This window comes from Paenibacillus wynnii, from assembly GCF_030812855.1.
GTDB lineage: Bacteria > Bacillota > Bacilli > Paenibacillales > Paenibacillaceae > Paenibacillus_AQ > Paenibacillus_AQ wynnii_A.
This window is the reverse complement of record NZ_JAUSTK010000001.1, coordinates 432201-458391: the sequence shown is the minus strand read 5'-3', so window position 1 is coordinate 458391 and position 26191 is coordinate 432201. Positions and strand designations below refer to the sequence as shown.

22 protein-coding genes, 1 pseudogene and 1 riboswitch are annotated in these 26191 nt (G+C 46.2%); of the genes and pseudogenes, 22 read left to right on the top strand and 1 reads right to left on the bottom strand.

The window, feature by feature from the left end:
* The first annotated feature begins 799 nt into the window (after nucleotides 1-799).
* The 13 genes and pseudogenes from J2T20_RS01885 to J2T20_RS01825 all read left to right on the top strand — a co-directional run.
* Nucleotides 800-2266 (top strand): glycoside hydrolase family 30 protein, encoded by a 1467-nt coding sequence (locus tag J2T20_RS01885; RefSeq protein ID WP_307585006.1) that lies wholly within the window; start codon nucleotides 800-802, stop codon nucleotides 2264-2266.
* A 119-nt stretch (nucleotides 2267-2385) separates the two neighbouring features.
* Nucleotides 2386-4167: a sensor histidine kinase gene (locus J2T20_RS01880; RefSeq protein WP_307585004.1), complete on the top strand. Its 1782-nt coding sequence runs from the start codon at nucleotides 2386-2388 to the stop codon at nucleotides 4165-4167.
* On the top strand, nucleotides 4160-5221 hold the full coding sequence (locus tag J2T20_RS01875) for a response regulator (RefSeq protein ID WP_307585002.1): 1062 nt from the start codon (nucleotides 4160-4162) through the stop codon (nucleotides 5219-5221). The genes J2T20_RS01880 and J2T20_RS01875 overlap by 8 nt, the downstream gene beginning before the upstream one ends.
* 102 nt (nucleotides 5222-5323) lie before the next feature.
* On the top strand, nucleotides 5324-6634 hold the full coding sequence (locus tag J2T20_RS01870) for an ABC transporter substrate-binding protein (RefSeq protein WP_307585000.1): 1311 nt from the start codon (nucleotides 5324-5326) through the stop codon (nucleotides 6632-6634).
* Between the two features lie 104 nt (nucleotides 6635-6738).
* The gene (locus J2T20_RS01865; protein ID WP_307584998.1) at nucleotides 6739-7623 is read left to right on the top strand and encodes a carbohydrate ABC transporter permease; all 885 of its coding nucleotides are present in this window, start codon (nucleotides 6739-6741) and stop codon (nucleotides 7621-7623) included.
* Nucleotides 7620-8447: a carbohydrate ABC transporter permease gene (locus tag J2T20_RS01860; protein WP_307584996.1), complete on the top strand. Its 828-nt coding sequence runs from the start codon at nucleotides 7620-7622 to the stop codon at nucleotides 8445-8447. Before J2T20_RS01865 ends, J2T20_RS01860 begins: the two co-directional genes overlap by 4 nt.
* A gap of 23 nt (nucleotides 8448-8470) precedes the next feature.
* Nucleotides 8471-10474: a beta-galactosidase gene (locus tag J2T20_RS01855; protein ID WP_307584994.1), complete on the top strand. Its 2004-nt coding sequence runs from the start codon at nucleotides 8471-8473 to the stop codon at nucleotides 10472-10474.
* A gap of 100 nt (nucleotides 10475-10574) precedes the next feature.
* Nucleotides 10575-10683, top strand: a riboswitch (guanidine-I (ykkC/yxkD leader).
* A gap of 89 nt (nucleotides 10684-10772) precedes the next feature.
* Nucleotides 10773-11108, top strand: coding sequence for a DMT family transporter (locus tag J2T20_RS01850; protein ID WP_307584991.1), 336 nt, complete (start codon nucleotides 10773-10775; stop codon nucleotides 11106-11108).
* Between the two features lie 204 nt (nucleotides 11109-11312).
* Entirely contained in the window at nucleotides 11313-11627 is a 315-nt protein-coding gene (locus tag J2T20_RS01845) for a DMT family transporter (RefSeq protein ID WP_307585110.1), read from the top strand.
* Nucleotides 11628-11728: 101 nt separating this feature from the next.
* Nucleotides 11729-12628 carry an aldo/keto reductase gene (locus tag J2T20_RS01840; RefSeq protein ID WP_307585108.1) on the top strand — a complete coding sequence of 300 codons (900 nt, stop codon included), beginning with the start codon at nucleotides 11729-11731 and terminating at the stop codon, nucleotides 12626-12628.
* Nucleotides 12629-12988: 360 nt separating this feature from the next.
* On the top strand, nucleotides 12989-14173 hold the full coding sequence (locus tag J2T20_RS01835) for a glycerate kinase (RefSeq protein WP_307584989.1): 1185 nt from the start codon (nucleotides 12989-12991) through the stop codon (nucleotides 14171-14173).
* Nucleotides 14174-14213: 40 nt separating this feature from the next.
* Nucleotides 14214-14456 carry a GntT/GntP/DsdX family permease gene (locus J2T20_RS01830; RefSeq protein ID WP_307584987.1) on the top strand — a complete coding sequence of 81 codons (243 nt, stop codon included), beginning with the start codon at nucleotides 14214-14216 and terminating at the stop codon, nucleotides 14454-14456.
* A 276-nt stretch (nucleotides 14457-14732) separates the two neighbouring features.
* Nucleotides 14733-14990, top strand: a pseudogene (locus J2T20_RS01825) (family 1 glycosylhydrolase); the annotation flags it as partial.
* 479 nt (nucleotides 14991-15469) lie between these two features.
* Here the strand turns inward: J2T20_RS01825 and J2T20_RS01820 are convergent.
* On the bottom strand, nucleotides 15470-16543 hold the full coding sequence (locus J2T20_RS01820) for a M42 family metallopeptidase (protein WP_307584986.1): 1074 nt from the start codon (nucleotides 16541-16543) through the stop codon (nucleotides 15470-15472).
* A 526-nt stretch (nucleotides 16544-17069) separates the two neighbouring features.
* Between J2T20_RS01820 and spoVAC the strand changes: the two genes are divergently transcribed.
* From spoVAC to aroE, 9 genes are all read left to right on the top strand, one after another.
* Complete coding sequence (gene spoVAC, locus J2T20_RS01815) at nucleotides 17070-17522, top strand: stage V sporulation protein AC (RefSeq protein ID WP_307585106.1); 453 nt, start codon at nucleotides 17070-17072, stop codon at nucleotides 17520-17522.
* A gap of 3 nt (nucleotides 17523-17525) precedes the next feature.
* Nucleotides 17526-18560 carry a stage V sporulation protein AD gene (gene spoVAD, locus J2T20_RS01810; protein ID WP_307584984.1) on the top strand — a complete coding sequence of 345 codons (1035 nt, stop codon included), beginning with the start codon at nucleotides 17526-17528 and terminating at the stop codon, nucleotides 18558-18560.
* Nucleotides 18557-18907 carry a stage V sporulation protein AE gene (gene spoVAE, locus J2T20_RS01805; RefSeq protein ID WP_307584982.1) on the top strand — a complete coding sequence of 117 codons (351 nt, stop codon included), beginning with the start codon at nucleotides 18557-18559 and terminating at the stop codon, nucleotides 18905-18907. Before spoVAD ends, spoVAE begins: the two co-directional genes overlap by 4 nt.
* A 192-nt stretch (nucleotides 18908-19099) precedes the next feature.
* Nucleotides 19100-20056: an AAA family ATPase gene (locus J2T20_RS01800; protein WP_307584980.1), complete on the top strand. Its 957-nt coding sequence runs from the start codon at nucleotides 19100-19102 to the stop codon at nucleotides 20054-20056.
* A gap of 1 nt (nucleotide 20057) precedes the next feature.
* On the top strand, nucleotides 20058-21302 hold the full coding sequence (locus tag J2T20_RS01795; protein ID WP_307584978.1) for a DUF58 domain-containing protein: 1245 nt from the start codon (nucleotides 20058-20060) through the stop codon (nucleotides 21300-21302).
* Nucleotide 21303: 1 nt separating this feature from the next.
* Complete coding sequence (locus tag J2T20_RS01790; RefSeq protein ID WP_307584976.1) at nucleotides 21304-23541, top strand: DUF4129 domain-containing transglutaminase family protein; 2238 nt, start codon at nucleotides 21304-21306, stop codon at nucleotides 23539-23541.
* 91 nt (nucleotides 23542-23632) lie between these two features.
* On the top strand, nucleotides 23633-24166 hold the full coding sequence (locus J2T20_RS01785) for a YqeG family HAD IIIA-type phosphatase (RefSeq protein WP_307585104.1): 534 nt from the start codon (nucleotides 23633-23635) through the stop codon (nucleotides 24164-24166).
* On the top strand, nucleotides 24163-25290 hold the full coding sequence (gene yqeH, locus J2T20_RS01780) for a ribosome biogenesis GTPase YqeH (protein WP_307584973.1): 1128 nt from the start codon (nucleotides 24163-24165) through the stop codon (nucleotides 25288-25290). The genes J2T20_RS01785 and yqeH overlap by 4 nt, the downstream gene beginning before the upstream one ends.
* 17 nt (nucleotides 25291-25307) lie before the next feature.
* Nucleotides 25308-26183 carry a shikimate dehydrogenase gene (aroE, locus tag J2T20_RS01775; RefSeq protein WP_307584972.1) on the top strand — a complete coding sequence of 292 codons (876 nt, stop codon included), beginning with the start codon at nucleotides 25308-25310 and terminating at the stop codon, nucleotides 26181-26183.
* Nucleotides 26184-26191 lie beyond the last annotated feature (8 nt).

Genomic DNA, 26191 nt, shown 5'->3' with positions numbered 1-26191 from the left:
TCCTAGATTTTAGTTGTATAAAGTGCAATTAAAACCATTTTGGCAGCTGAAATGTGCTGAATAGATGTAGAAAGTGCAATTAAACATGCAGAGATAGTCTGCCTAAGGCGCTAAGTTGTTGTCTGAGGAGCTAAGTTACTGTGTTCGAGGGGCGAAGTTGCTGTTGAGTAGCTAAGTTACTGTTGTTCGAGGTGCGAAGTTGCTATTGAGTAGCTAAGTTACCTCTGTTCGAGGGGCGAAGTTGCTATTGAGTAGCTAAGTTACTGTGTTCGAGGGGCTAAGTTGCTGTTGAGTAGCTAAGTTACTATGTTCGAGGGGCGAAGTTGCTGTTGAGTAGCTAAGTTATTGTTGTTCGAGGTGCGAAGTTGCTGTTGAGTAGCTAAGTTACTGTGTTCGAGGTGCGAAGTTGCTGTTGAGTAGCTAAGTTACCTCTGTTCGAGGGGCGAAGTTGCTATTTAGTAGCGAAGTTACTGTTTTGAGTGCTTAGGTTGCTTTTTGAGTGGTTAAGTTGCTGTTCTAGTAGATAAGTTACTATTCGAGAGCGAAGTTACTGTTCGAGTGAGCTAAGTTGCTGCTGTCTGAGCAGTATAGGTTAAAAAAGTGCAACTGTTAATCACAATTTTGTCCAATGGAACAGTTCGGTCACTGAGATATAATGAAAGCGCAAACACAAGCCTGGTGTGAGGTGTTGTTTTGATATAAGTGGCAGATTTCATACACTAGTTCATCTATATGTATATCAGAAAGTCATACGATTAGATTTATTTTACTAATTGTCTACTATACGGAGGTCACAATTATGTATAAGAAGGATTTACAATGGTTTACCAGCACAGAGCTTTTGCCATGGGCAGAGAAAAAGAACCAGTACAAGGTGGCGGGCAGGGGAATAGCACCAGCAGAAGCACTAGCACTAGCAGAAGCAATAGCACCAGCAGAAGCACCAGCAGAAGCACTAGCACTAGCAGAAGCAATAGCACCAGCAGAAGCACCAGCAGAAGCACCTCCAGTCCCCAACATAACCATCACAACCGAAGCTTTTCAGACTTTGGAAGGTTTCGGGGGCTGCTTCAACGAGCTTGGGTTTGTGGCGCTTTGCCAATTGCCGGAGGAAGAACGAGCTGAGGTGATGCACTCGCTCTTCCACCCCGAAGGGGAGCAGCGCTTCAGTATTTGCCGGCTTCCGATAGGAGCCAGTGATTATGCCTTGGAATGGTACAGTCTGAACGAGAATGACGGTGATTACGCCATGGAGCACTTCTCGATTGAACGTGATCGGCAAATGCTGATTCCATATATAAAAGAAGCACTGGCGTTGAACCCGGAGCTGAAGCTATTCGCTTCCCCTTGGAGCCCTCCTACCTGGATGAAGTTTCCGAAGTCGTATAATTACGGCACTCTTCGCTGGGAGCCGGAGATTCTGGAAGCTTACGCGTTGTATTTTGTTAAGTTCGTAGAAGCGTACCGTGCAGAGGGAATTACGATTCATCAGGTACATGTGCAGAACGAAGTGGTTGCGGATCAGAAGTTCCCTTCCTGTGTTTGGACAGGAGAACAGTTACGGATTTTCATTCGAGACTACTTAGGTCCGGCGTTCGATCGCCACGGGTTGGATACGGAAATCTGGCTGGGAACGATCAACGCACCGGAGGCATGGGATGAATGGCTGAAGAAGAAAGCTACAGACTTTGATGCTTACGCATCCGTAGTGCTGAGTGATCCCGAAGCGTACAAATACGTGAAAGGTGTAGGCTATCAATGGGCTGGCAAGCATGCCATTCAGCGTACCGTGCAGAGTTATCCGGAGCTGCGCTATATGCAGACGGAGAATGAATGCGGCGATGGCGAGAATACGTGGTTCTATGCCAAATATGTATTTAACCTGTACCAGCATTATTTCATGAACGGTGTAAATGCTTATATTTACTGGAATATGCTTCTGGAGCCGAAGGGACGCAGTACTTGGGGCTGGGAGCAAAACTCCATGCTGACGGTATATCCTGAGCAACAAAAAGTCGTCACCAATCCAGAGTATTATGTAATGAAGCACTTCTCCCGCTTTGCAGCCCCAGGATCGGTCAGGGTTGGACTTAAAGGGCAGTGGAGCGGCAACGCCGTTGCTTTTAAAGCAACCGATGGTACCGTTACATTAGTAATCGCTAATCCATTCAATGAGCAGCGGGTGCTGAATTTGAATAGTGGATCATTCCTGTACTCCTTTGAGCTGGAGCCGAACTCCTTTCATACGATGGTTTTGCATTCATAAACCTATGGCATAATTTAAAAACTAACGTCTGATTTCAGAGACGTTAGTTTTTTGCTACTCTTAATACAGTTAAACTTTGGATACACTACAGCAAGTCGAAGCAGGGGGTTGAAACAGCTATGATAGCGAATTGGATGGTAAAGCTCACAGAACCCTTCCGCCGCAGTATGCGTAATAAACTCATTTTATCCATGATCCTTTTGGCTGTTGTTCCGATTGTTGCAATTACGGCTCTGGCCGCCGAGAATAACCGCAGATCTATGGAAGCAGAAGTCATAAGCACCAATCTCTCTAATATGAAATGGACAGGCATTTATTTGGGTGAACAGTTCTCCCAACTTAATAATCTGATATACACCGTTCTGATAAGTCCCCATTTAAGCGACTATCTCGCCTATGCCGATGAAGCGAGCCTGTCCAATCAGTTTGCCGCGCAGAAAAACATTATCGATACCCTGATGAACCTCTTTTATTCGGCGGGTAATCATGTGATCGGTGTTGAGCTCTATTTAAAGGAATCGAACAAGCTGTTTACGATTAATGCTTCTCAGAGTGATATTGAATCACCCGCCGAAATTCCTGCCCTTTACAAGATGCTATTTGATCAAAATAAGGATTTTATGATTCGTTCAGACGGTAGCGATGACAGCAAGTTCCAGCTCATCCGCAGCATCAACCGTTTTGAGAATCAGGAGAAGCTGGGCGGCATCTCTTTGGAGATTCGCTGGGGTGTATTAGATCAGACGCTAAACCTGCTGGGACGCGGGAACGAGCATACGGTATTTATAGCCGGACCGAATGGAGAAATACTCTATCAGCCATGGGGAGAACCTCCCTCGAAAGAGACACTTGCCCGGGTTGCTGGCACCGGCGAAGAACAGGGATATTTCCGAGGGGAACGCGAGTATGTGTTCTATAACACCATCGATCCGGTAGGCTTGAAGCTGATCACAGTGATTCCTAATAGCTTTATTAATCAAAGTGCGCTGTCTACCATGAAGTTTGGCTTGATCGTGGGAGCTATTTCAGTCCTTGTAGCCATTCTTATGGCTGTAATTATGGCCTTAAGGTTGGCAACACCTATTGTTAGACTGGCTCGTTCCATTCAAGGGTTTGGACTCATGAAGGATAGGGAAGTCCAGCTCAGTACCCGTGTGGATGAGATCGGTTTTCTGGAGACAAAGCTCTATCAGATGTCCCATCGTATAAGAGAACATATTAAGACTGAATATATAATTAGCCTGGAGAAAAAGAGTGCCGAACTTAAAGCGCTGCAGGCGCAGATTAACCCCCACTTTCTGCAAAATACGCTGCAAATGATCGGAAGTATGCTGTTCAAGAGCAATCCGTCGGAAAGCTATGAGGTTATAAGATCACTTAGCGAGATGTTCCGCTACATTATTCGGGAGCCGGATGATTTGGCACCGCTGAAGGCGGAGCTGGTTCATCTTAATAATTACATGCAAATTCAGAAGCAGCGCTTCGCCTCTCGTCTTACCTATACAACTCAGATAGATGAGGAAGCACTTGCAAGCTTGATTCCGAAGCTTACTCTTCAGCCCATTGTAGAAAATGCTTTTTTTCACGGTTTGGAGCTGAAATCAGGGCCATGGTTACTTGAGGTTACTGTTACACGCGAGGATAACGATGTGATCATCCGCATTCGTGACAATGGAATCGGGATAGAAGAGAGTAAATTGGATGAAATTCACGGGCAGTTGGGTCTCAAATCAGGAGGATTAACGGTGATCGGAGATCGGATTGGGCTGCATAATGTGGCCTCACGGATTCACATGCATTTTGGCAATACTTACGGAATTAGTATACAAAGCCAACCAGGACTGGGAACAACCGTTATAGCAACCATTCCGCTGAAAGGGGAGAGTCAATCCAATGATTAAAGTGCTATTAGTGGATGATGAAAGCTGGAATCGTGACATTGTGAGAACGTTCGGTTCCTGGGATGAACTAGGCATGGAGATTGCTGGAGAAGCGGAGGATGGAATAGAAGCGCTTCGTCTTATGGAACAATTATCCCCGCAAATAGTCATTACAGACATGCGTATGCCCGGTGTGGACGGGGTGAGGCTGATGAATAGTCTGTATGACCATTTTCCTAAAGTTAAGATTGTTGTGGTGAGCGGTTACGACGACTTTAAATATGCTCAGAATGCGATGAGATTTAGGGCTATAGATTATTTGTTGAAGCCTATTGATCCGAAGGAACTGAACGCCGTACTGCTTAGATGTAAGCAAGAACTTGAGATTTCCTCTAGAGATCAGGGTTCACTGGCGCTTGATTTGGATGTATCCATTTCCTTGTCCTCCTACAAGCAGCTGCTGCGAATTCACTTTAATGAATTAAATGTAGAGGGTGTTACTACTGTACTGCAGGGAATGGGAATTGAATTGGAAAAAAGAGGCATAGTGAAGCCGGGCTTGCTGTGGCAGGTAGCCCAAGAAATGCTGCTGCTCCTTAAGGAGTTAATGAAGGCGAATGCAATAGAAACCGACACCTTGCAGGTCGAGATAAACCCTGAGGTTTTGTCTTCTTGTGAGAATACAGCATCTTTCCTGCTTCAACATTATGCTGAGAACCTCGAGCATCTTATAGGGCAGCGTAAGTTTAAAAATAAGCTGAATCTTGAAGAGGTTAGGCAGTATATTGATCATCATTTTGCGGAGGCCGTAACTTTGGATGCTATGGCTAGAGCTTTTTTTGTGAGCAAGGAATATTTGAGTAAGGTTTTTAAGCTGGAGTATGGCCTCAACGTTACGGATTATATTTTGAACCTGCGGATGGAAAAGGCGAAAGCCTGGCTGGCAGATGAGAGCATTCCAATTAAGACGGTGGCAGAGCTTATCGGATACGAGGATATAGGCTATTTCTATAGAGTTTTTAAAAAGCATTATGGGATTGCACCCGGTGAAATGAGAAAGCAGGGGCAGGTTTAAAAATGTCCAATTCAGGAGGGTAGTTCCGTCCAATTAAACGCTTTCATAAAAAAGATACAATGAAAGCGTAAACAAAACACAGACATTGGGAGGTCTTACGATATGAAAAGGACGACAAAAGGTGTACTTTGCAGCCTTCTCGCAGCTACACTTCTGGCAGGTTGCGGTGGTAATAACGGAGGCAATACAGGTAACACGGACTCTGCAGCAGGCAACAACACGGTTAGCGCAGAGGCTAAAAGTGTAACTCTCAAAATGTTCATCGCCCAGCCTCGCTTCAAAGAACATTATGATAAATACATTGCTGACTTTGTGGCAAAGGAAAAAGCGGATAAAAATATTGATGTGTCTGTTCAGCTAGAAATGCCGACAGCGGATAACGCCTCGCAAATTCTAAAGACGCGTTTAGCTTCCAATGATGCACCTGATATTTTTGCCATACATGCCGTTAATGAGATTCCATCCTACTATAAAGCCGGATATCTAGAAGACTTATCGAGTCAGCCTTTTGCCGGCAAGCTGTTGGACAGTGTGAGGCCTTCCGTTACCACTACGGACGGTAAAATTGTAGCACTTCCACTGGAAACCTTGTCATGGGGATATCTTTACAACAAAAAAATATTTACTGATCTCGGTCTGACATCACCAACGACCCTTACAGAAATGAAAGCCGTTGTGGAGAAGCTGAAAGCGAGCAACATTACTCCTTTTGTGCTTTCCTATAAAGAGTCATGGATTCCTCAACTCGTATTACCGCTGGCTGTTGGCGGAATGGTGAAGACCAAGGATGCTGACTTCGTGGACAAGATGAACAAGGATGAAGGCTCATTTACGGATATGAAATCAGCAATCTTTGATGTGTTTGATCTGATCAATGCTAACGGCACTACTAAGGCAACCGAGGTAGGCGGCGATGACGGGGCAGCAGCCTTTGCGGCAGGCAAAGGGGCAATGTGGCTGCAAGGTCCATGGTATGCGGAGACGATTCTGAAATCAAACCCGGATCTGGATTTTGGAGTAGCACCTCTACCTATTAATGATGATCCGAGTGCAACCTTGATTAATCTAAGTGCTTCTACCTCTTTGGCCGTATCGCCAACCAGCAAGAATAAGGAAGTAGCGCTCGATTTCATGAACTATGTGCTGGACGATCAAGCCTCTAATGCATTCTTCCAGGCTCTGAAATTCAATCCTGTAGCTACGATTCACACGTATGAGAGCTATCCTTGGATCGATGATGCTATGGTTTACGTCAAGGAAGGCAAATCCGTGCAGGACCCTGCCATTCCGCAATCGGTTAAGGATGAGGTTGGAAAAGGGCTGCAGGCTTACTATGCTGGACAAATGTCGCAGGATGATGTGCTGAAAGCGTTGGATAAAGCGTGGAAATCCTATAACAAAGTGAATAAGTAAGTAATTCGAAAGCAGAAACAAAGATCCGGGATGGAAGATGAGAGGGATAACCTTCTTCCTCCATCCCGGTTGCTGTATACACATATAGGAGAGGGGCGGATACTGTGCCGGTCACTAGCTACAAAAAGTATTTTTCACTGCTTGCTTTCGTCGCGCCTGCATTTATTTTTTACACATTATTTCTGCTGATTCCTACGATTGGCGGTATGTTTTATAGCTTTACAGACTGGAACGGACTGAATAGAGACTATTCTTTTATCGGACTCGGGAATTTTATTGAAGCTTTGCGTGAAGACCCTGATTTCGTGAATTCCCTGCTGTTCACACTCAAATATGTATTGTTTATGGTCGTATTACAAAATGTATTTGCCCTTGTGTTAGCTGTATTTATTGAATCCAAAGTAAGAACCAAAGGTTTTTTTCGCACCATCTTCTTTATGCCAAATATGATCAGTACCATTATCAGTGCCTTTATGTGGACGTTCGTATTCTCACAAGTCCTGCCTCAAATCGCTGAGAAGACGGCATTCACCTTTCTCGACCAATTATGGATTGGCGATCCGCAGGTTTCCTTTTATTCGATTATTATCGTGTCGCTGTGGAATGGCGTCGGATACATGATGATTATATACTTGGCAGCCCTACAGGGTGTGCCGCAAAGCTTAAAGGAAGCGGCCGTTATTGATGGTGCTACGCCATTTCAAACCTTCCGCAGTGTGACTATGCCGATGATTACACATGCGATTACGATTTGCTTCTTCCTTACTCTAAATGGAGCCTTCAAAGTATTCGAAGTAGTCTACGGCCTAACGGGCGGGGGACCGGGACGCAGCACTCAGGTTATCACGATGAATATTTATGAAGAGGCGTTCTCCAATAACTTTCGGTACGGTTATGCCAGTGCCAAATCGGTCATTTTGTTCGTGATTATCTTAATCTTCACCTTTATTCAGATCAGTGTTATGAAGAGAAAAGAGGTGGAAGCATGAGACTGAGAAAATCATCCTCCCTATTTATTACTTTGTTTCTATGTGTCGGCGCAGTAATCTCCTTTTTTCCAATCTATTTGGCTATCATTAATTCGGTGAAGACGCAAGGCGAAATGTTCACTTCCTTTATGGCATTGCCGACGAAGCTGCATTTTGAGAATTACAGCCAGGCTTTTGATAAAATCAATCTATTAAACAGCACGCTGAACTCTGTCATTGTCTCGTTGATCGGTATTGGCGGTATCGTCTTTTGCGCCGCCTTGGCCGGCTACAAGCTGTCTCGGACGGGCGGCAAACTGAGCGGCATGATCTTCTTCTTATTTATCGCTTCCATGCTTGTGCCTTTTCATTCCATCATGATTCCATTAACCCGTATGGCAAAAAACCTGCATGTCAGCGGAAGTACTTATGGACTGGCCATTATCTATATCGGTCTTGGCGTAAATATGGCGATCTTCCTGTATCATGGATTTGTAAAATCAATCCCCCGCGAACTGGAGGAAGCGGCGCGAATTGACGGCTGTGGGGAGTTTCAGACGTTCTTCCGTATTATTTTCCCGCTGCTGCTGCCGATTACCGTAACCATCGCCATTCTTGACTTTTTGTGGATCTGGAATGACTTCTTGCTGCCACTCCTTATGCTCACGGATTCGAATAAATATACGTTGATTCTGTCAACAAATACGCTGTTTGGTGAGTATAACAAGGAATGGTCGCTCATTCTGGCGGCGTTGGTCTTGACTGCACTTCCAGTGATCCTGATCTATTCGTTCTTCCAAAAGTTTATTATGCAGGGTATTGCTGAAGGCGCAATCAAAGGCTAAGCAGAAAGGAATTGAAATGAAATATGTCTAAATTACGGTACGGTGTTGCCTATTACGATGAATATATGCCTTGTGAGAGGCTGGATGAAGATATCGCAATGATGAAGGCAGCGGGCATTAATGTGGTTCGTATCGCCGAATCGACATGGAGCACCCATGAACCGCAAAATGGCGTGTTCGACTTCACTTCGGTGGATAAAGTGCTGGATGCTATGCATGACGCTGGGATTGAGGTTATTGTTGGGACTCCTACGTATGCAGTTCCAACTTGGCTGGTGAAAGAGCATCCTGATGTCCTAGCAGTTACAGCTAAGGGTCCCGGACGTTATGGAGCCCGGCAGATCATGGATATCACCAATCCAGTCTATCTGTTCCATGCCGAGCGAATTATTCGCAAATTGATCAGCCGGGTCTGCAAGCATCCTGCGGTCATTGGCTATCAGACCGATAACGAAACGAAGCATTATGATACGGCTGGGGACAATGTTCAACTGCAGTTCGTCAAATATATGCGTGAAAAGTACGGTTCGCTGGATATCATCAATTCCCGGTTCGGGCTGGATTACTGGAGTAACCGGATTAACAGCTGGGAGGACTTCCCCTCGGTAGTGGGGACCATTAACGGAAGTCTTGGAGCAGAGTTTGCCAGATTCCAGCGCGGACTGGTTACGAACTTTTTAGCTTGGCAGGTATCATTGGTGAATGAGTACAAGCAGCCGGGACAATTTGTGACGCAGAACTTTGACTTTGAATGGCGCGGATATTCGTTTGGCGTACAGCCATCCGTGGATCATTTTGCCGCAGCTGAGCCCTTTGATATTGCCGGTGTTGATATTTATCATCCTTCTCAGCACGAGCTGACGGGGACAGAGATTTCATTCGGGGGAGATATGGCTCGCTCGCTGAAGCGCAGAAATTATCTTGTCCTTGAAACACAAGCACAAGCTTTTCCCCAGTGGACACCGTATCCGGGTCAATTAAGACTTCAGGCTTTCAGTCATCTCGCCTCTGGTGCGGATATGGTAGCTTACTGGCACTGGCATTCCATTCATAATTCATTTGAAACGTATTGGAAAGGACTGCTCAGCCACGACTTCAAGCCGAACCCGGTATACAACGAAGCGAAGACTATCGGCAGGGATTTTCAGGCATTAAGCAATCAGCTGGCGGGTCTGCGAAAGGAAAATAAGGTTGCGGTTATGGTCAGCAATGAGGCGTTAACGGCAATGGAATGGTTCAAGCTGCCGGACGGAAAGACGTACAATGATGTTGTTCGCTGGCTGTATGACGAACTGTACCGAATGAACATTGAATGCGATTTTATACAGCCTTCTTTTAAGGAGTTAGACCAGTACAGTATGATCGTTGTTCCGGCGCTCTATGCTGCTCCCGACGCTGATTTGGAACGGTTGAATGTTTATGTGAAACAGGGCGGGCATGTGGTGTATTCCTTCAAAAGCGGCTTCACCGACGAGGTCGTCAAAGTCCGTACCGTAGAGCAGCCAGGCATCATTAGTGAGGCTTGCGGCATAGGGTACAGCCTGTTCGTTAGCCCGCACGAAGTACTTTTGAAGAGTGAGCATGCGGACATCGGAGCTGAAGATAATCATGTGGAAACATGGATGGAGTTGATTACTCCGACCACTGCAGAGGTGCTGCTTAGCTATGATCATTCGGAGTGGGGTAATTATGCCGCGGTTACACGTAACCGTTACGGCTTAGGAACAGCTACTTATATTGGTTGTATGGCAAGCTCTGCTATGGTGGGAAGTGTGCTGAAGTCCACTGTGAAAGAGGCTAGATTATGGGGCAGTGATCAAGATCTGTCATTCCCAATTATTGTGAAAACGGGGACGAATCAGGCTCAACAAACCGTGCGATATTACTTCAACTATTCGAATGCTGCGGTTTCATTTACGCACACACATGCTGAGGGAACTGAGCTTTTAAGCGGAGTTGAAGTCAATAAGGATGAGAAGCTAAGCTTGGAGCCTTGGGGGATTTTGATCCTGCTGGAGAAACAATAATGATAATAAAGAGTTCTGCTCTATCGTCTGATGGGCTGACTGGCTGATAGGGTTGCTTTTGTCTGCTGGATTTGCTAACATACGATGTAACTTAAAAGATTGTTTTGTTTTCTAGGGTTCCGCAGCTGGTTACGGTTGGTCTGGTCCGAGGGAAAACGCACGGACAAGAATCGTCCGTGTCTACACGGAGGGATAAAAGCCCGGGAGGTATCGTCAACTGACGATGGCCTTTCGGGCTTTTTTGTTGTCAGTCTGCCAAAAGTTAATCGTAAATTTACTTTCGATGGGAGGGAAGGGTATGAACAATAATTTGGGTTGGGCAAAGGTATTTGGCGCCGCTTTTTTCGAGGTCGTCTGGGTCATTGGGCTGAAGCATGCTTCCACAGTCTTGGAGTGGCTCGTGACAGCTATAGCTATACTGATAAGTTTCTATGTCTTAATTTCGGCTGGGAGGAAGCTGCCTATCGGTACCGTATATTCTGTTTTTGTAGGGCTTGGAACAGCCGGTACCATCATGGCAGAAATTATTATTTTCGAAGAGGCGCTCAGTTTGGCTAAGCTTGCTCTGGTGCTCGTTCTACTTACTGGGGTTGTAGGATTAAAACGGGTAACCAAAGAAAAATCGGTTAGTTAAGGGACTACAGCTCGTGAGCCCCGAAAGAAGCAGGAATCCTGCACTTTGTGCAACAATTCGGCTCGTGAGGCACTGAAAGCAGCTAGAATCCTGCACTTTATACAACAATTCGGCTCGAATTCGGCTCGCGAACTTCGTGAGCCTGAGGCTTTTATAGGATAGAAAATGAATTTACTTTTTTGCATGTATGAGGGGGGTTTTATGGTGGCATGGTTATCTCTGATTGTGGCAGGAGTGTTAGAGATATTTGGGGTGGCGATGATGAATAAGCTGAACAGAGATCGTAGTTGGCAAGCGATTTGTTTACTTTGTTTAGGCTTTGGAGGGAGTTTTCTCTTTTTGTCACTAGTGATGAGAACATTGCCAATGAGTACTGCTTACGCGATATGGACGGGTATAGGTGCTTCCGGCGGGGCCATTTTGGGGATGTTTCTGTATGGAGAATCTAGAGACTTTCGGCGTGTGCTATTTATCGTAATGATCCTCGGTGCGGCAGTAGGGCTAAAGCTGGTTGACTAAAACGTTTTATATTTGGACAAGGATGCAATGTTTTGAATGAAAGAACGTGGTAAGTATAATAAGTAAACAATCCTTTCTGGTAAGGGGTCTTTAATATGAATATGTACAAGAGTACAAAACCAGACTTAGCTGAGATTGCACATGCAAACCGTATGTCGAGAATTACACTTGCCGATGGAGCTACGGTACCCAGAATCGGACAGGGAACCTGGTTCATGGGTGATTCCACATTTGATCGAGAAGGTGAGATTTCTGCTCTTAGACTTGGTGTAGAACTGGGAATGGATCTTATTGATACGGCTGAAATGTATGGGGATGGCAAGTCTGAATTGCTGGTTGGCGAAGCTATTAAAGGAATACGTGAGGAGGTGTTTCTGGTCTCTAAGGTGTATCCGCACAACGCGGGTCAAGAGAGAATCGTCACGAGCTGTGAGGAAAGCCTGAGACGGCTCGGAACCGATTATCTGGATCTATACCTGCTGCATTGGCGCGGGAATATCCCTCTCGAAGAAACGGTGGAGGGTATGGAACAATTGGTTACTCAGGGAAAAATAGCAAGATGGGGCGTATCCAACCTTGATACAGAGGATATGAAGGAACTAACCCGTATTTCGAGAGGAACCCATTGTGTTACTAACCAGGTGTTATACCATTTAGGGTCGCGCGGTATTGAATACGACCTGCTGCCATGGCAGCGAAGCCGTAGAATGCCTATTATGGCCTATTCGCCTTTGGCTCAGGCCGGATCGTTGCGTAAAGGATTGGTCGAAAATGAGATTGTTCAGGAGATAGCAAAGAAACATAATGCTTCACCTCTACAAATTTTACTTGCCTGGACGACTCGGGAGGGTGATGTTATGGCGATTCCGAAAGCTTCCTCGCGTGAGCATGTGATTGAAAATGCTTCTGCAGGGTTGCTGCAATTGACCGCAGAGGAGCATTGGAGGCTTGATGACGCCTTTCAGATGCCTTCATGGAAGGTTCCGCTCGACATGATTTAAGTTCTTATTTTGGGAAAGCTGTCCGATGGTTCGGGCAGCTTTTTTATTTGGCGTTCATCTTCTAACAATTCAAGTAAATATGGGCCTAAAATTGTGGGAGTGGAACAATGTGAAAATAGTTACAGGGGAGTATAGTTTAAGCATAGAGAAAGAAGCGGGACAACTGTTGCAAGAAGGCTCAAAGATTCAGATTGTATTGAGCTCTGAATGTTAATAGTCAGTCCCGCCCACCTATTGTTTACATGACGTCCGCTAAACCAATGCTGTAATTGTATAAGTGTCACCAACGAAGATGTCGGCTAGTGTCTTCGTTCGGTGCTTTGGTTTGGATACAGGACAGGAAGCGCTGGGAGTGATGGAATGAAAGTCTTGATCGTACCTGATTCCTATAAAGGCAGTCTCAGTTCGAAAGAAGTTGCAGACTTTATGGAGCAGGGAGTATTAGCAGCGCTGCCCGAAGCGGAAATTCACAAGATTCCAATTGCGGATGGTGGAGAAGGTACAGTAGAAGCTATGGTTAGTGCCACACACGGCGAATTCCGTGAACTGGAGGTTATCGGTCCGTTAGGCAAGCCGGTTACTGCAGTTTATGGCGTGCTGGAAAAAGGCCAATCCGCAGTTATTGAGATGGCTTCAGCCTCTGGGTTAATGCTTCTCCAGAAGGAAGAACTAAACCCGTTGGCCACTACTACTTACGGAACCGGTCAGCTAATCAAGCAAGCATTAGAGCTGGGTTGCCGCAAGTTGGTCGTTGGAATCGGGGGTAGTGCTACTAATGACGGCGGAGTTGGGATGGCGCAGGCTTTGGGGGTCAGGTTTCTAGATGAGCAAGGCGAAGAAATCGGCTTTGGAGGCGGAGAGTTAGTTAAAATCCGCACCATCGACATCTCCGGAATCCATCCTGGCATCGCTCATTGTGAGGTTATCATTGCAAGTGATGTTACAAATCCTCTGTGCGGACCGGAGGGAGCTTCGAGTGTATTTGGGCCACAAAAAGGAGCGACTCCAGAAATGGTGGAGCTGCTTGATCAGGGCTTGAAGCATTTAGCAGATGAAATTCTGATACAGCTCGGCATTAAGATTGAGAGCACCGCAGGTGCGGGTGCTGCCGGAGGATTAGGAGCAGGCCTTATGGCTTTTTTGAACGCTGGAATGGCCCGCGGAATTGATATCGTTTTGGAAGCTGCAAATTTTGATGAAATGGTCAAGGATGCGGATCTTGTGATTACCGGAGAAGGTAGAACAGATGCCCAGACGGCTTTTGGAAAAACACCTGCCGGTGTAGCCAAGCTAGCCAAAAAATATAATAAACCCGTTATTTGTATTTCGGGTGGGATTACAGCGGATGTACAGGCACTGTACGATATCGGAATCGACGTGATTGTAGGGGCTACTCAATCGCCAATGTCCTTGGAGGAAGCGATCGCTAACTCACCGAGTATGATTTCGCATGCGGTATCTTCCGTAATTCGTGCCATGAGTATACCGGGAAAGTACTGGCGACAGGAAGAAACTGACCGCCTAAATGTTCGCCCAGGTGTATAGCAGCTACAAAAGGAGCAAGGTTCGGTGGTTAAATCTTATCATGCTGTTTATAGTAACAACACTTAATTATGCGGATCGTGCTACCTTATCTATTGCAGGAACATCGATGGCAGCCGAGCTGTCTCTGGTTGATAGAGGAGTTGCAGATTACATTAAAGATGTAATGACCGGATTGGACATATCCCCCCTTATCCTGGCCTGGATTATCGCAGCTGTACTGCGTCTCGCTTTAGGGTCTGCAACCGTAACGGTTATGACAGCTTCAGGAATTGTATTGCCGTAACGATCCGGGCTTCTGGATGTACAAGAAATATTTCAATTTGTCTGTTATTGATGCGATTAAAGCAACCCGACAAATGGTGGGTTGCTTTTGTTTGGGAAAATAAATAAAAAAGTAATAACAAAACATAAAAAGTTTGCACCCTTTTAAATGCAAATTATAATAGAGAAGAAGTAATACAGGTTACGCTAACAAGAATAAGAGGAGGTATATATCATTATGACAAAAATTCAATTCCCACAGGATTTTATTTGAGGTGCTGCTACAGCCTCCTATCAGATTGAAGGCGCATTTAATGAAGATGGAAGAGGGATGTCCATCTGGGATACTTTCTCCCGGGTACCGGGAAAGGTTATTAATGGAGATTATGGCGATATTGCATGTGACAGCTATCATCGTTATCGTGAAGATATTGCCTTAATGAAAGAGCTGGGCATCAAAGCCTATAGATTCTCAATATCGTGGCCTCGTATTTTTCCTGAGGGAACTGGGGAAGTTAATGCCAAAGGCTTGGAATTCTATCAATCCTTTATTGATAGTTATGCCGCTTTGACCCGTTCAATGGCAGGCGCTCTCTTGTTCAACGTGCAGGATGATCCCGAGGCAGTTGAGCTCCAAGCATCCATAGCCGACATCGGAGTGGAAGGAACCGTTACGAAGTATACGGGGCTTGCAGCAGACCACGAGGTTCATAAGTCTGTTATGGCGGAATATAACAAACTGAAATAATATCAATAACAAAAGCCGCAGGGGCGTATGAAGCCCCTGCGGCTTTTTCATATTATAGGTTACAGAAATATCACCGTTCATCTTCCTACTTAAATGTACAATGTGCAACTAAAAGTAGGCCTTTACTCTGATAAAGTACTTTAGTTGCACTCCGTACACTTATATACCTGGATATCGATGCGATAAGTCTTATCTGTGCCTAATAGTTGTACAAAATACACGTAAAGCTCAGAATCAGTTTGATCTATCACGTATAGCTGCACAAAGTGCAATTAAACGCATTACATTTAACTCCGCTCAATAATAGTTTGCAGCGTTGTTCGGTCCAGACCTTCAACCAACTTGATGAGAAGCTCCTTCGCGGCTTCATAGTCGTCACTATGGATTATTGACGTAGCGGTATGTATATAACGTGAGCAGATTCCGATTACTGCTGACGGAACTCCAATTCCACTAACATGTACTTGTCCGGCATCGGTTCCCCCTTGGGAAACAAAGTACTGGTATTTGATCCGATGAGTATCTGCTGTATCCTGCACATATTCAATCAAGCCGCGGTGTGTGATCATGGTGGGATCAAAAATGCGCAGCAGAGCGCCTTGACCCAGATGACCAAAGGCTTGACGATCACCCGTCATATCGGCAGCTGCACTTGCATCCAGACCGAAGAAGATATCAGGGGATAGCAGATTTGCTGCTGTGCGTGCTCCGCGCAGACCCACTTCCTCTTGAACTGTGGCTCCTGCATAAATGGTGTTAGGGAGTTTTTTTCCATGTAGTGCTTTTACCAGCTCTATAGCAAGTCCTACACCATAACGGTTATCCCAAGCCTTGGCCATGATTTTTTTCGGATTGGCAAGCGGTGTGAAAGGGCAGATCGGCACAATTTGTTGACCGGGAGCTACTCCAAAGCTCTCAGCCTCCTCGCGGCTGTCAGCGCCGATATCGATGAACATCTTGGAGATATCGACTGTCTTTTTCCGTTCCTCATCACTCAGCAGGTGTATAGGAGTACTGCCGACCACGCCAGTCAGTGTTCCTTGTGGAGTTATGATGTGGAGCCGCTGTGAAGCAACTGCTGAGGAAAGCCATCCTCCAAGCGGAGTGAAGCGGATCATCCCCTTGTCAGTGATACCCGTAACCATGAAGCCGACCTCGTCCAAATGCCCGGCCACCATAATTTTGGGTCCATTTTCTTCACCGCGAAGCACACCGAATAGACTTCCTAGCCGGTCGTGTACGAATTCATTTGTGTAGGGCGTCATAGCCTCTTTAACATAAGCACGCAGTTCTCGCTCGAATCCGGGAGCTGAGGGGAATTCAGTTAGCGTTTTGAACAAATCCAGTGTTTCCTGATTCATAAATGTAATCGCTCCTTTTCTAACATCTAGTATGAACATTGTCGGTTCAATTGTCCATATTCTGGGGGATTGATGCGAACCATCCAGTTGTACACCGGGTAGAGTTACCCGGAATATATTGCTAAAGGGCTCTTTATGCAGGGGCCCGGAAAGGATGCGAAAGAGGATGATTCCAACTAGAGCTATGCGCAAAGTTAGAGGACCGGTGTCAATTAGAAGCATGTCAGCCATAGGGAATTACAGGAGGGCTGCATATCACCATGGACGGGAAAGGGATACTGTACTTATACTGGTGCTGTTTTTGCTGCTGATAATATTCCTGCTTTATTTTTCCTGAGTGGATAGGACATAACGAAGCGGCAAATAGCAAACAATAAGGAAAAACCTTTAAGCGAAGAAATTTACAGGAGCCTATGCCAGCAGCAGTTTATTGTTCACAAGGCAGGCTCTCTTCGCCAAATCCTAGGAGGTGTGCTCTTTGCCCGCAAAAACTAAACAACCCGGGATCAAGCAGCGGCTTGACAACATGACTTCGGAGGAATATAAAAAGTTATCTAAGCCGTTTGTTCCAGGCAGGCCTGTGTTGAAAAACTGTATAAGGGCTTTTCTGATCGGCGGATTGATCTGCTTAATTGGACAAGTCATTCAGACTGGATTTATGTCTATATTCGGAATGAACTCCAAGGAAGCTGCCAGTCCCACAGTGGCTCTGTTGATTCTAATCTCTGTCATACTGACCTCCCTAGGCGTCTACGATAAAATAGCACAGTGGGCCGGAGCCGGTTCTGCAGTCCCTGTAACCGGATTTGCTAACAGTATGTGTTCAGCGGCCTTAGAACACCGGTCTGAAGGCCTCGTACTCGGTGTTGGCGGAAATATGTTCAAGTTGGCCGGTTCAGTTATAGTCTTCGGGACAGTAGCTGCTTTTATAGTCGGTATAGTCTATGCCCTTATGGGCTTTGGAGGAGGCTCACATTAAGTTATGAAGCAGCTCGGCAGTCAGACCTGGCAATTCACAACCCGGCCCGTCATTCTCGGTTCATCCGCTGTTGTAGGACCTGAGGAGGGGGAAGGACCTCTAGCCTCAGATTTTGATTTTATATATGACTCTCTTAAGATGGGCGAGAAAACATGGGAAAAGGCGGAACGCGCCCTTTTTGAGAAGGCTTCAAAGCTTGCTTTAATTCATGCAGGAATAGAACAGGAGAAGCTGGAGTTTTTCGTAGGCGGCGATTTAATGAATCAAATTATCAGCAGCTCTTTTGCGGCGAGGAAGCTTGGAGTGCCCTACCTTGGTGTATTCGGTGCCTGTTCCACTTCTATGGAAAGTTTAGCTATTGCGTCGATGATTGTAGATTCCGGCGGGGCTACATATGCGTTAGCAGGCACATCTAGCCACAACTGCACAGTAGAAAAACAGTTTCGTTATCCCACAGAATATGGTTCTCAAAAGCCTCCGACTGCCCAATACACGGTCACGGGGTCTGGGTGTGCGATTGTAGCCAAAAATGATGGATCAAGTAAAGGCCCTTTTGTAATATCTGCAACGATCGGACGGATTATGGATCTTGGACTTAAGGACCCTTTCAATATGGGAGCAGCAATGGCACCGGCAGCAGCGGATACCCTCGTCGCCCACTTTAGGGATACGGGCCTCTCTCCTGGTCATTATGATTTAATTGTTACCGGTGATCTTGCCTCTGTGGGCTTGCCCATTGCCAAGAAGCTGTTGGCTGATGAAGGTATACCGATGGAGGAGACAACGTTTAATGACTGCGGACTCCTTATCTATAATTTGGACAAGCAGAAGTACGCTATTGCTGGAGGCAGCGGCTGTGGCTGTTCCGCAGTTGTGACCTATGGACATATTCTTAAACGCATGAAGAAGGGCGAGTTGAAGCGTGTACTTATTGTAGCAACCGGAGCGCTGCTATCCCCTTTGTCTTATCAGCAAGGAGAGAGCATCCCATGTGTAGCTCATGCTATAGCTTTGGAGAGCGGAGGTGAAGAAGCATGATTTTTTTATGGGCTTTTATTATCGGGGGTGCTATTTGTGTGGTCGGTCAATTGCTGATGGATGTGGTGAAGCTGACACCTGCTCATACGATGAGTGCCTTAGTTGTTGCAGGAGCTGTCGCCGATGCTTTTGGAATTTATGATCCCCTGATCAAGTTCGCTGGGGCAGGCGCTTCAGTACCGATAACGAGTTTTGGTAATTCACTTGTGCATGGTGCACTTACGGAGCTCGAAAGGGATGGCTGGATCGGTGTGGTTACAGGTATTTTTGATATCACCAGTGCGGGGATTTCCTCAGCCATAGTTTTCTCATTTCTGGCAGCGCTGATCGTTCGGCCCAAAGGATAAAAAGCACTACTCAGAACCATGCCCTACAGGCTTTTGCCGGAGGGTATGGTTTATTTTTTGCGTAAAAACGGTCTCTTCTATTACAGGTCTATTACATTTCACTTTCGTGAGGTCCGCTAATGTACTTTGGGTCCCTGCATCATGTAAAATATATGTATACTGTTTTATTCTGACATAGGAGGTTTACTATATATGCCCGTAGGTCAAGAATCCATGAAAACCGTAAACGCTGTCCGTATGAATTTAGAATCGTGCATCCTTGGTAAATCCTTTGAGATCCAACTTTTATTAACAGCACTTCTCGCTGGCGGACATGTTCTCATAGAGGATGTTCCGGGAACCGGCAAAACGCAATTGATTCGTGCACTATCCAGATCCATGTCCGGTGAATACCGCCGTATACAATGTAATCCGGATATTCTTCCGAGTGATATTACGGGTGTGTCTGTATATCATCCGCGTGATGAGATGTTCCACTTTCGCCCCGGCCCGGTGATGACTAATATTTTGCTGGCCGATGAGATTAATAGAGCAACAACCAAGACACAGTCCGCCCTTCTCGAAGTCATGGAGGAACGGAATGTTACTGTCGATGGGGAGACCTATCCGCTGCCGCATCCTTTTATGCTGTGCGCTACCCAGAATCCCATAGATTTCGAGGGAACTTATACGCTGCCGGAGGCGCAGTTGGACCGTTTCATGTTGCGGATCAGCCTGGGCTACCCGGATGCGGATACGGAGAAGAGCTTGCTGCTGAAGCATCAGGAAGGACAGCCGGTGGATAAACTTTTACCGGTAACAGATATGGAACAGATTTCGGCTATCCAGAAGGAAATACGCGAGGTTTATATAAGCGACCCCGTATTAAATTATTTGCTGGAAATCGTGCGTACAACTAGAGAACATCCTCTCGTCTTGCTGGGCGCGAGTCCGCGTGCATCGTTATCCTTTATGATGGCCTGCAAAGCCTATGCTTTCCTACAGGAGAGGGACTATGTACTTCCTGATGATGTAAAGGTGCTTACCCCTTATGCACTAAGCCATCGTATTCTGCTTCGTCCGGAGTCACGGTTGGACAATGTAAGTGTGGATTCTTTATTGCAAAAGCTGCTGCAAAGCATCCATGTGCCAGTTACGATGAGGCAATAAGATGGACCGCTACTTGTCTGCAGCGGCAGCGGTCATACAGCCGGCCAAACTGGCCGGTATACTCGGGGTGTGGGGTATTACTTTGCTGTATGTCCTATTTCAGGGCGGGAAAACCTCATTCATGCTATTTATAATGGTCTCACTTCTTATAGTTTATTTAATAGTTGCAAGTTTAGGCGGTGTTCGCCGTTCCAAAGGATCACGCAGTTTTTATACTGAACAGGAAAAGCCCGATCTGCTCTATGCTGGAGGTGCTCTACGGGTAAAGCTTCAAATCTCTATACCCGGCTATTTGCCTTTGCCATATGTCGTCGTGAGAGAAATATTGAAACGGCATAACGGGGAATCATGGGTTTTCGAGGAGAGTCTTGTTCCGAGCTTTAAAGGGGAAGGGGAGCTGCGTTTTCAGACACCTACCTTGGAGCGTGGAAGCTATACGTTTGCAGATACGGATATCATCGTTGAGGATATCTTTGGGTTGACACAGCACAAAGGCAGCTTTTTGGCGAAAGGGCAGTTTCGGGTATTACCCCGGGCTGTATTCATTCCGCGTTGGCAGTTGTATGAACGGAATTCGAGGCTCGCTGGACCGCAAGTCTCCCGGGTTCAATCCAGGCGTGAAACTACGCAAATCAATGGAGTGCGTGATTATATATATGGTGACAGACTGACGCGCATCCATTGGAATGCGACTGCGAAGACCGGATCCTGGAAGTCAAAGGAATTCGAGCATGAATCTATTCCGAAGACGATGATCGTTCTGGATGGAAGTTCAAGGGCTTATCAATCATCCAATACCTTTGAACTGGCCGTTTCTACAGCCGCTTCTTTATTGGGCTTCGGTATCCGGGAACGGATCGGTATTGGCCTATGCTGTCTCGATAAGAATACCAAAATGTTCTCACCTGCAGAGACCGGAGCAGAACGTCAGAAAATGATTCAATATTTAATAGATATCAATGCAGAAGGAAAAGGCACCCTTGTTTCCAGATTAGAAATGGGATACCGCATGTTCCCCAGAGGGTCATATTTCGTTCTGATCAGCCCTCAGCGGGGGAATCCGGTATTGGACGCTTTGCTATGGGCGGAGAGCCACGGAATGACACCTTCCCATATACATGTAATTGATCCTACAGAAGCAAGCCGTAAAGATGATTGGATGGGTGTGCTGACATCTCGTGGGTTGACGGGATGCAGCGTTAGTTCTCTCCAAGATCTGCCTGCTGTGCTGGGAGGGGAGAGGTAAGATGAGTAAATGGTTGACTCTGCAGAAATCGTCCTGGCACCACTCCTTAAGATTGCTTTGGATTATGATTATTGTGCTGCAGTGGATTTCTTATACAGAGCCCATCTGGTATCGGGAGACGACATCATCCGTTCTGTTAGCACTAGCCGCAGCAGCTATTATTGAGATTCTAATCCCTGCACGTTCTCTGTACCGGGTTCTCGTTGAAGCAGCAGCAATCATCTATATCGTATTCCTAACCATCAAATACTACGGATTGTATACTCCAGACCCCTTTCTGGGAATTCGAGAGAGGCTGCCTGATATAGCGGTTCATATGATGCCGTATATATGGTTTGCACTGGGAGCCTGGGGCCTACTGCTCCTGTCAACCTGGTGGGTATCTACGAAGGCGCGTATTTTAATATTTATAGGCTTAAATATTGTTGCCTTTGCTGCGCTCGATTCATTTACCTCCACTGTATTGTGGCAGGAAGTGGCTTGGACCGTATTCACCGGTATGGGCTGGCTTGTAACTCAGAACCTGAGAAACTTCCAGCTGCGCTATCCGCGAGGCTGGTCGTATCTTATGGACTATCCTTTAAAAATTCTCGTCAATATTGCAATCATTTTCTCTCTTATCATTCTTACCGGTATCAATATGCCTGAAGTGAAACCGCGTTTAACTGATCCCTATACGGCCTGGATAGAGTGGCGCGGAACGGGTGGGTCTTCGGGTTCCGGTTCCTCTGGAAAAGGGACGGGAACGGGAGCAGGTACAGCTGTTAAGAATACTTCATCAGGGTATAGTCTGAATGATGACAAACTAGGCGGGGGCTTTGCTTTTGATTATACACCCGTTATGACAGTGGTCTCTGATATGCGTACCTATATGCGTGGAGAAAGCCGGAACGACTACTCCGGAGAAGGTTGGGTTGATAATGACCGTTCTACCCGTGGGCTTCTCGATGGAGTGGCAGTGGGCCAACTTCTGGATAATCCCTCAACTTCTAAGGTTCAGACCCAGAAATTGCAACAAACGGTTAAAATTCTAGGAAATAATCGCTATCCGGTTATTTTTGGCCCTTATTCTATTTCTACAGTCAATACAATCAACGGTGTTGAGAACAGCAGCGGATTATTCTGGAGAAATCAGGATAGTGAACTGTTGTGGGATCCCGACAAAAAAAACCTGCCTTATCCCCAAAGCTACGTGCTTACTGCGGAAATTCCTATTGTTCCGGTTCAAGAGCTGAGTGTAAAGACATACGAAGACTTGTATGGAGTAAATGAAGTGGATAAGCAGTACCTGCAGCTGCCGGGTGATTTCCCGATTCGGGTAAAGGATCTCGCTCAGGAGATTACGGCTGGTGCACAAACTCCGTATGAAAAAACGGCGCTATTGCAACAATACTTACAACAAACCTTTCCGTATACCAATGAACCCAATGTTTCTCGCGGAACCAGCTCTGACTTTGTAGACAGCTTTTTGTTCGAGATCAGAGAAGGATACTGCGATTACTACTCCACTGCACTAGTGACCATGGCCCGCTCTCTTAATATCCCTGCCCGATGGGTGAAGGGTTATGCACCCGGAGAACAGGCAGAGCTTCCTGATAATATTGCTATGCAGCAGGGGAGGTCGGTTAGTAACAACTATACGATTACCAACGCCGATGCACATTCCTGGGCAGAGGTTTATTTCGGGGATTATGGCTGGATTCCGGTAGAAGCGACACCCGGATTTAATGTTCCCTTGCTGACTAAGAATGAGACTGAACCTGTAAAGGACCCACTGGATGAAGAAGAGGACAATGCACAGTCTGAGGATAATGCAGCCGATGCAGGAGCAGAAGATAATGGCTTTCAATTAGGAGCTTGGGCTGCAGTGGTATCAGGTGCAGTATTGCTCGCATGGGTAGGATATCTGCTTTGGACTCGGCGTTTTAGTCTGCGTTTTCTAATTCAACAGCTGCTAAGTGGACATCCTTTATCATCGGCTCAAAAAGTAGCGCTGGAGACAGAGCGGTGGGTACGATACCTTCGGCGGAAAGGTTTTGTAAGGGAAGAACATGAAACGTTGCGTGAATCCGTGGAACATTGGAGCCAAAAACGTCCCGAGCTTACAGGCGTTCTCCGCATTTTGTTAGAAATATTTGAAAAAGCGCAATATAGCCCGGATGTTATAGAAGACAAAGATTGGCATAACGTGTATACTGAAGCTTTGCGGCTACGTAAAAGCCTGAAGTCCGGGAAGTAATACTTTAGGATTAACAATAGCCTTGCTCTCAGTCATTTGCGAAGTGCAGAGAGTATGATATATTTTTTTGTAGGAAATCGAGGTGAACGTATTGTTTGAAATGCTCGTCCCCAAACTCCGCGTGAATACTGTATTTGATATTCCTCTAGAGGAGCTATATATCAAGGGTTATCGCGGCATTATAACGGATCTGGACAACACGCTTGTAGGTGCCAAAGCACCTTTAGCTACTCCGGAACTGCTGTTGTGGTTTGAGAAAGTGAAGCAGTTCGGCTTTAAGCTGATCATTGTATCAAATAATAACATGGATCGGGTGTCGCGTTTTGCCACTCCGCTTAATATTGAATTTGTACATCAGGCACGCAAGCCCAGTAATGCGCCCTTTCGCAAGGCGATGAAGCAAATGGAGTTATCACCGGAGCAAACTATTGTTGTAGGTGACCAAATGCTTACGGATGTCTATGGCGGAAATCGGCTGGGTCTTCATACCGTATTAGTCCTTCCCATTTCGGTGAAGGATGAAGGTATAGGTACCCGAATTAATCGCAGAATTGAGCAGATTGCTCTGACCAGACTGCGCAAACAAGGATTGTGGCATGAGCACGAGGAGGAAAAATTGAAATGAGTCAAGAGCATGAAGCACAGCTTCCTGTAAAATGCAGCGGCTGCGGAATTAAGCTGCAAACCGAAAATAAGGAGATTCCGGGGTTTATTCCTGAGGTCGCCTATGATCGGGAGCCAGTCATCTGTCAGCGCTGTTTCCGGATTAAAAACTATAATGAGGCTTCATCCGTTTCTGTGAATCAGGATGAATTCCTTCGTTTGCTAAGCGGGATCGGTGAGAAGAATGCACTCGTTATCCACATCGTCGATCTGTTTGATTTCGAAGGAAGTTTAATTTCAGGTTTGCAACGGTTCGTGGGTAATAACCCTGTTATACTGGCAGTGAACAAAGTGGATTTGCTGCCTAAGGTGACGAATTTGAACAAACTGCGGAATTGGGTGCAACAGCGCTGTAAAGAGCATGGTATGAAGACTGAGGAAATCATACTCTGCAGCGCCAAACGCAATCAGGGATTTGACCGTTTGCTTGAATCGGTTACTGAACTTCGTGGACAACGGGATGTCTATGTAGTCGGAGCTACTAATGTAGGTAAATCCACTCTGATTAACCGTCTAATCTCAGATTATAGTGATCTGGATCAGGAGCTTACAACTTCACAGTACCCGGGTACTACCCTGGATACAGTCAAAATTCCGCTCGATGACGGACACTACATTATCGATACTCCCGGTATTGTGTACCCTTGGCGCTATAGCGAATTGGTAGAACGTCAGGATTTGGATGCGGTAATGCCGGCACAAACCTTGAAACCTGCGGTATATCAACTTAATGAGGGGCAAAGCCTGTTCTTTGGAGGTTTGGGAAGGTTTGATTTTGTTCAAGGTGCGCGTCAGTCTTTCACTTGCTTCATCAGCGGAACACTCAAAATTCACCGGACGAAGCTGGAACGTGCAGATTCCCTATATCAGGAGCATCGCGGTGAGTTATTATCTCCTCCAGGAACAGATCGTATGGACAAGCTTCCACAATGGCAGCGTCACGAGTTCCGAATCAATCGGGACAGTAATACCGATATATATGTATCAGGCCTGGGATGGATTAAACTGAACAGTACTGAAGGGGCTGTAATTGCTGTACACGTTCCGCGTGGAGTGAAGGTACTTACCCGCCCTTCACTGATTTAACTAGGGAGGTTACAAGAGTGCCAGAGACAACTGCAACTTGGTCCGCCGGCAACGGGGATATTCTGCTTGGAGTCATGGGTGACCCTATTGCGCAATCTAAATCTCCGATCATGCACACAGCTGCTTTGCGGGCCATGGGGATATCAGGGGCTTATGTCCCTCTGCATATTACCCCGGACAAACTGGGAGAAGCTGTAGAGGCGATTAGGACACTCGGCTTCCGCGGTGTTAATGTCACGATTCCTCATAAAGTAGCTGTTATGGCATATTTGGATATACTGCATGAAAGCGCAAAGGATATTGGTGCTGTTAATACCATTGTGAATGATAACGGAGTATTGACTGGATACAATACAGATGGCATTGGTTACGTTCGTTCGCTGAAGGCTGAAGCCATTTCCGATTTAACCGGAACGAGAATTTTGGTTATTGGAGCGGGGGGAGCTGCCAGAGGGATTATAGCTGCCCTGCTGCAGGAAGGTCCGGCATCGATTGTTGTATCTAACCGTACTGCTGACAAAGCATTGGAACTTGCGGAGGAGTGGAGTAGTAAGGGTAATATCACCGGAATAGGTCTGGATTCGATTCCAGAGTTATTAAAGGAAATAGACGTGATAATCAATACTACCTCAGTGGGGATGTACCCTCATATGGATGAATCCCCTGTAGATACCACTTTATTTTGCGAGGGGATGGTTGTAAGCGATCTGATTTACAATCCACTCCGTACCCGACTGCTCCAGGAAAGCTTAGAACGCGGTTGTCGTATTCATGGAGGTCTCGGTATGTTCGTTTATCAGGGCGCTTATGCGCTTGAGTATTGGACGGGACAGGATGCTCCAATCGGAGTCATGCGGCAGACTATTCTAGATTGTCTTAGTGGTAATGACTAGGAAATGGT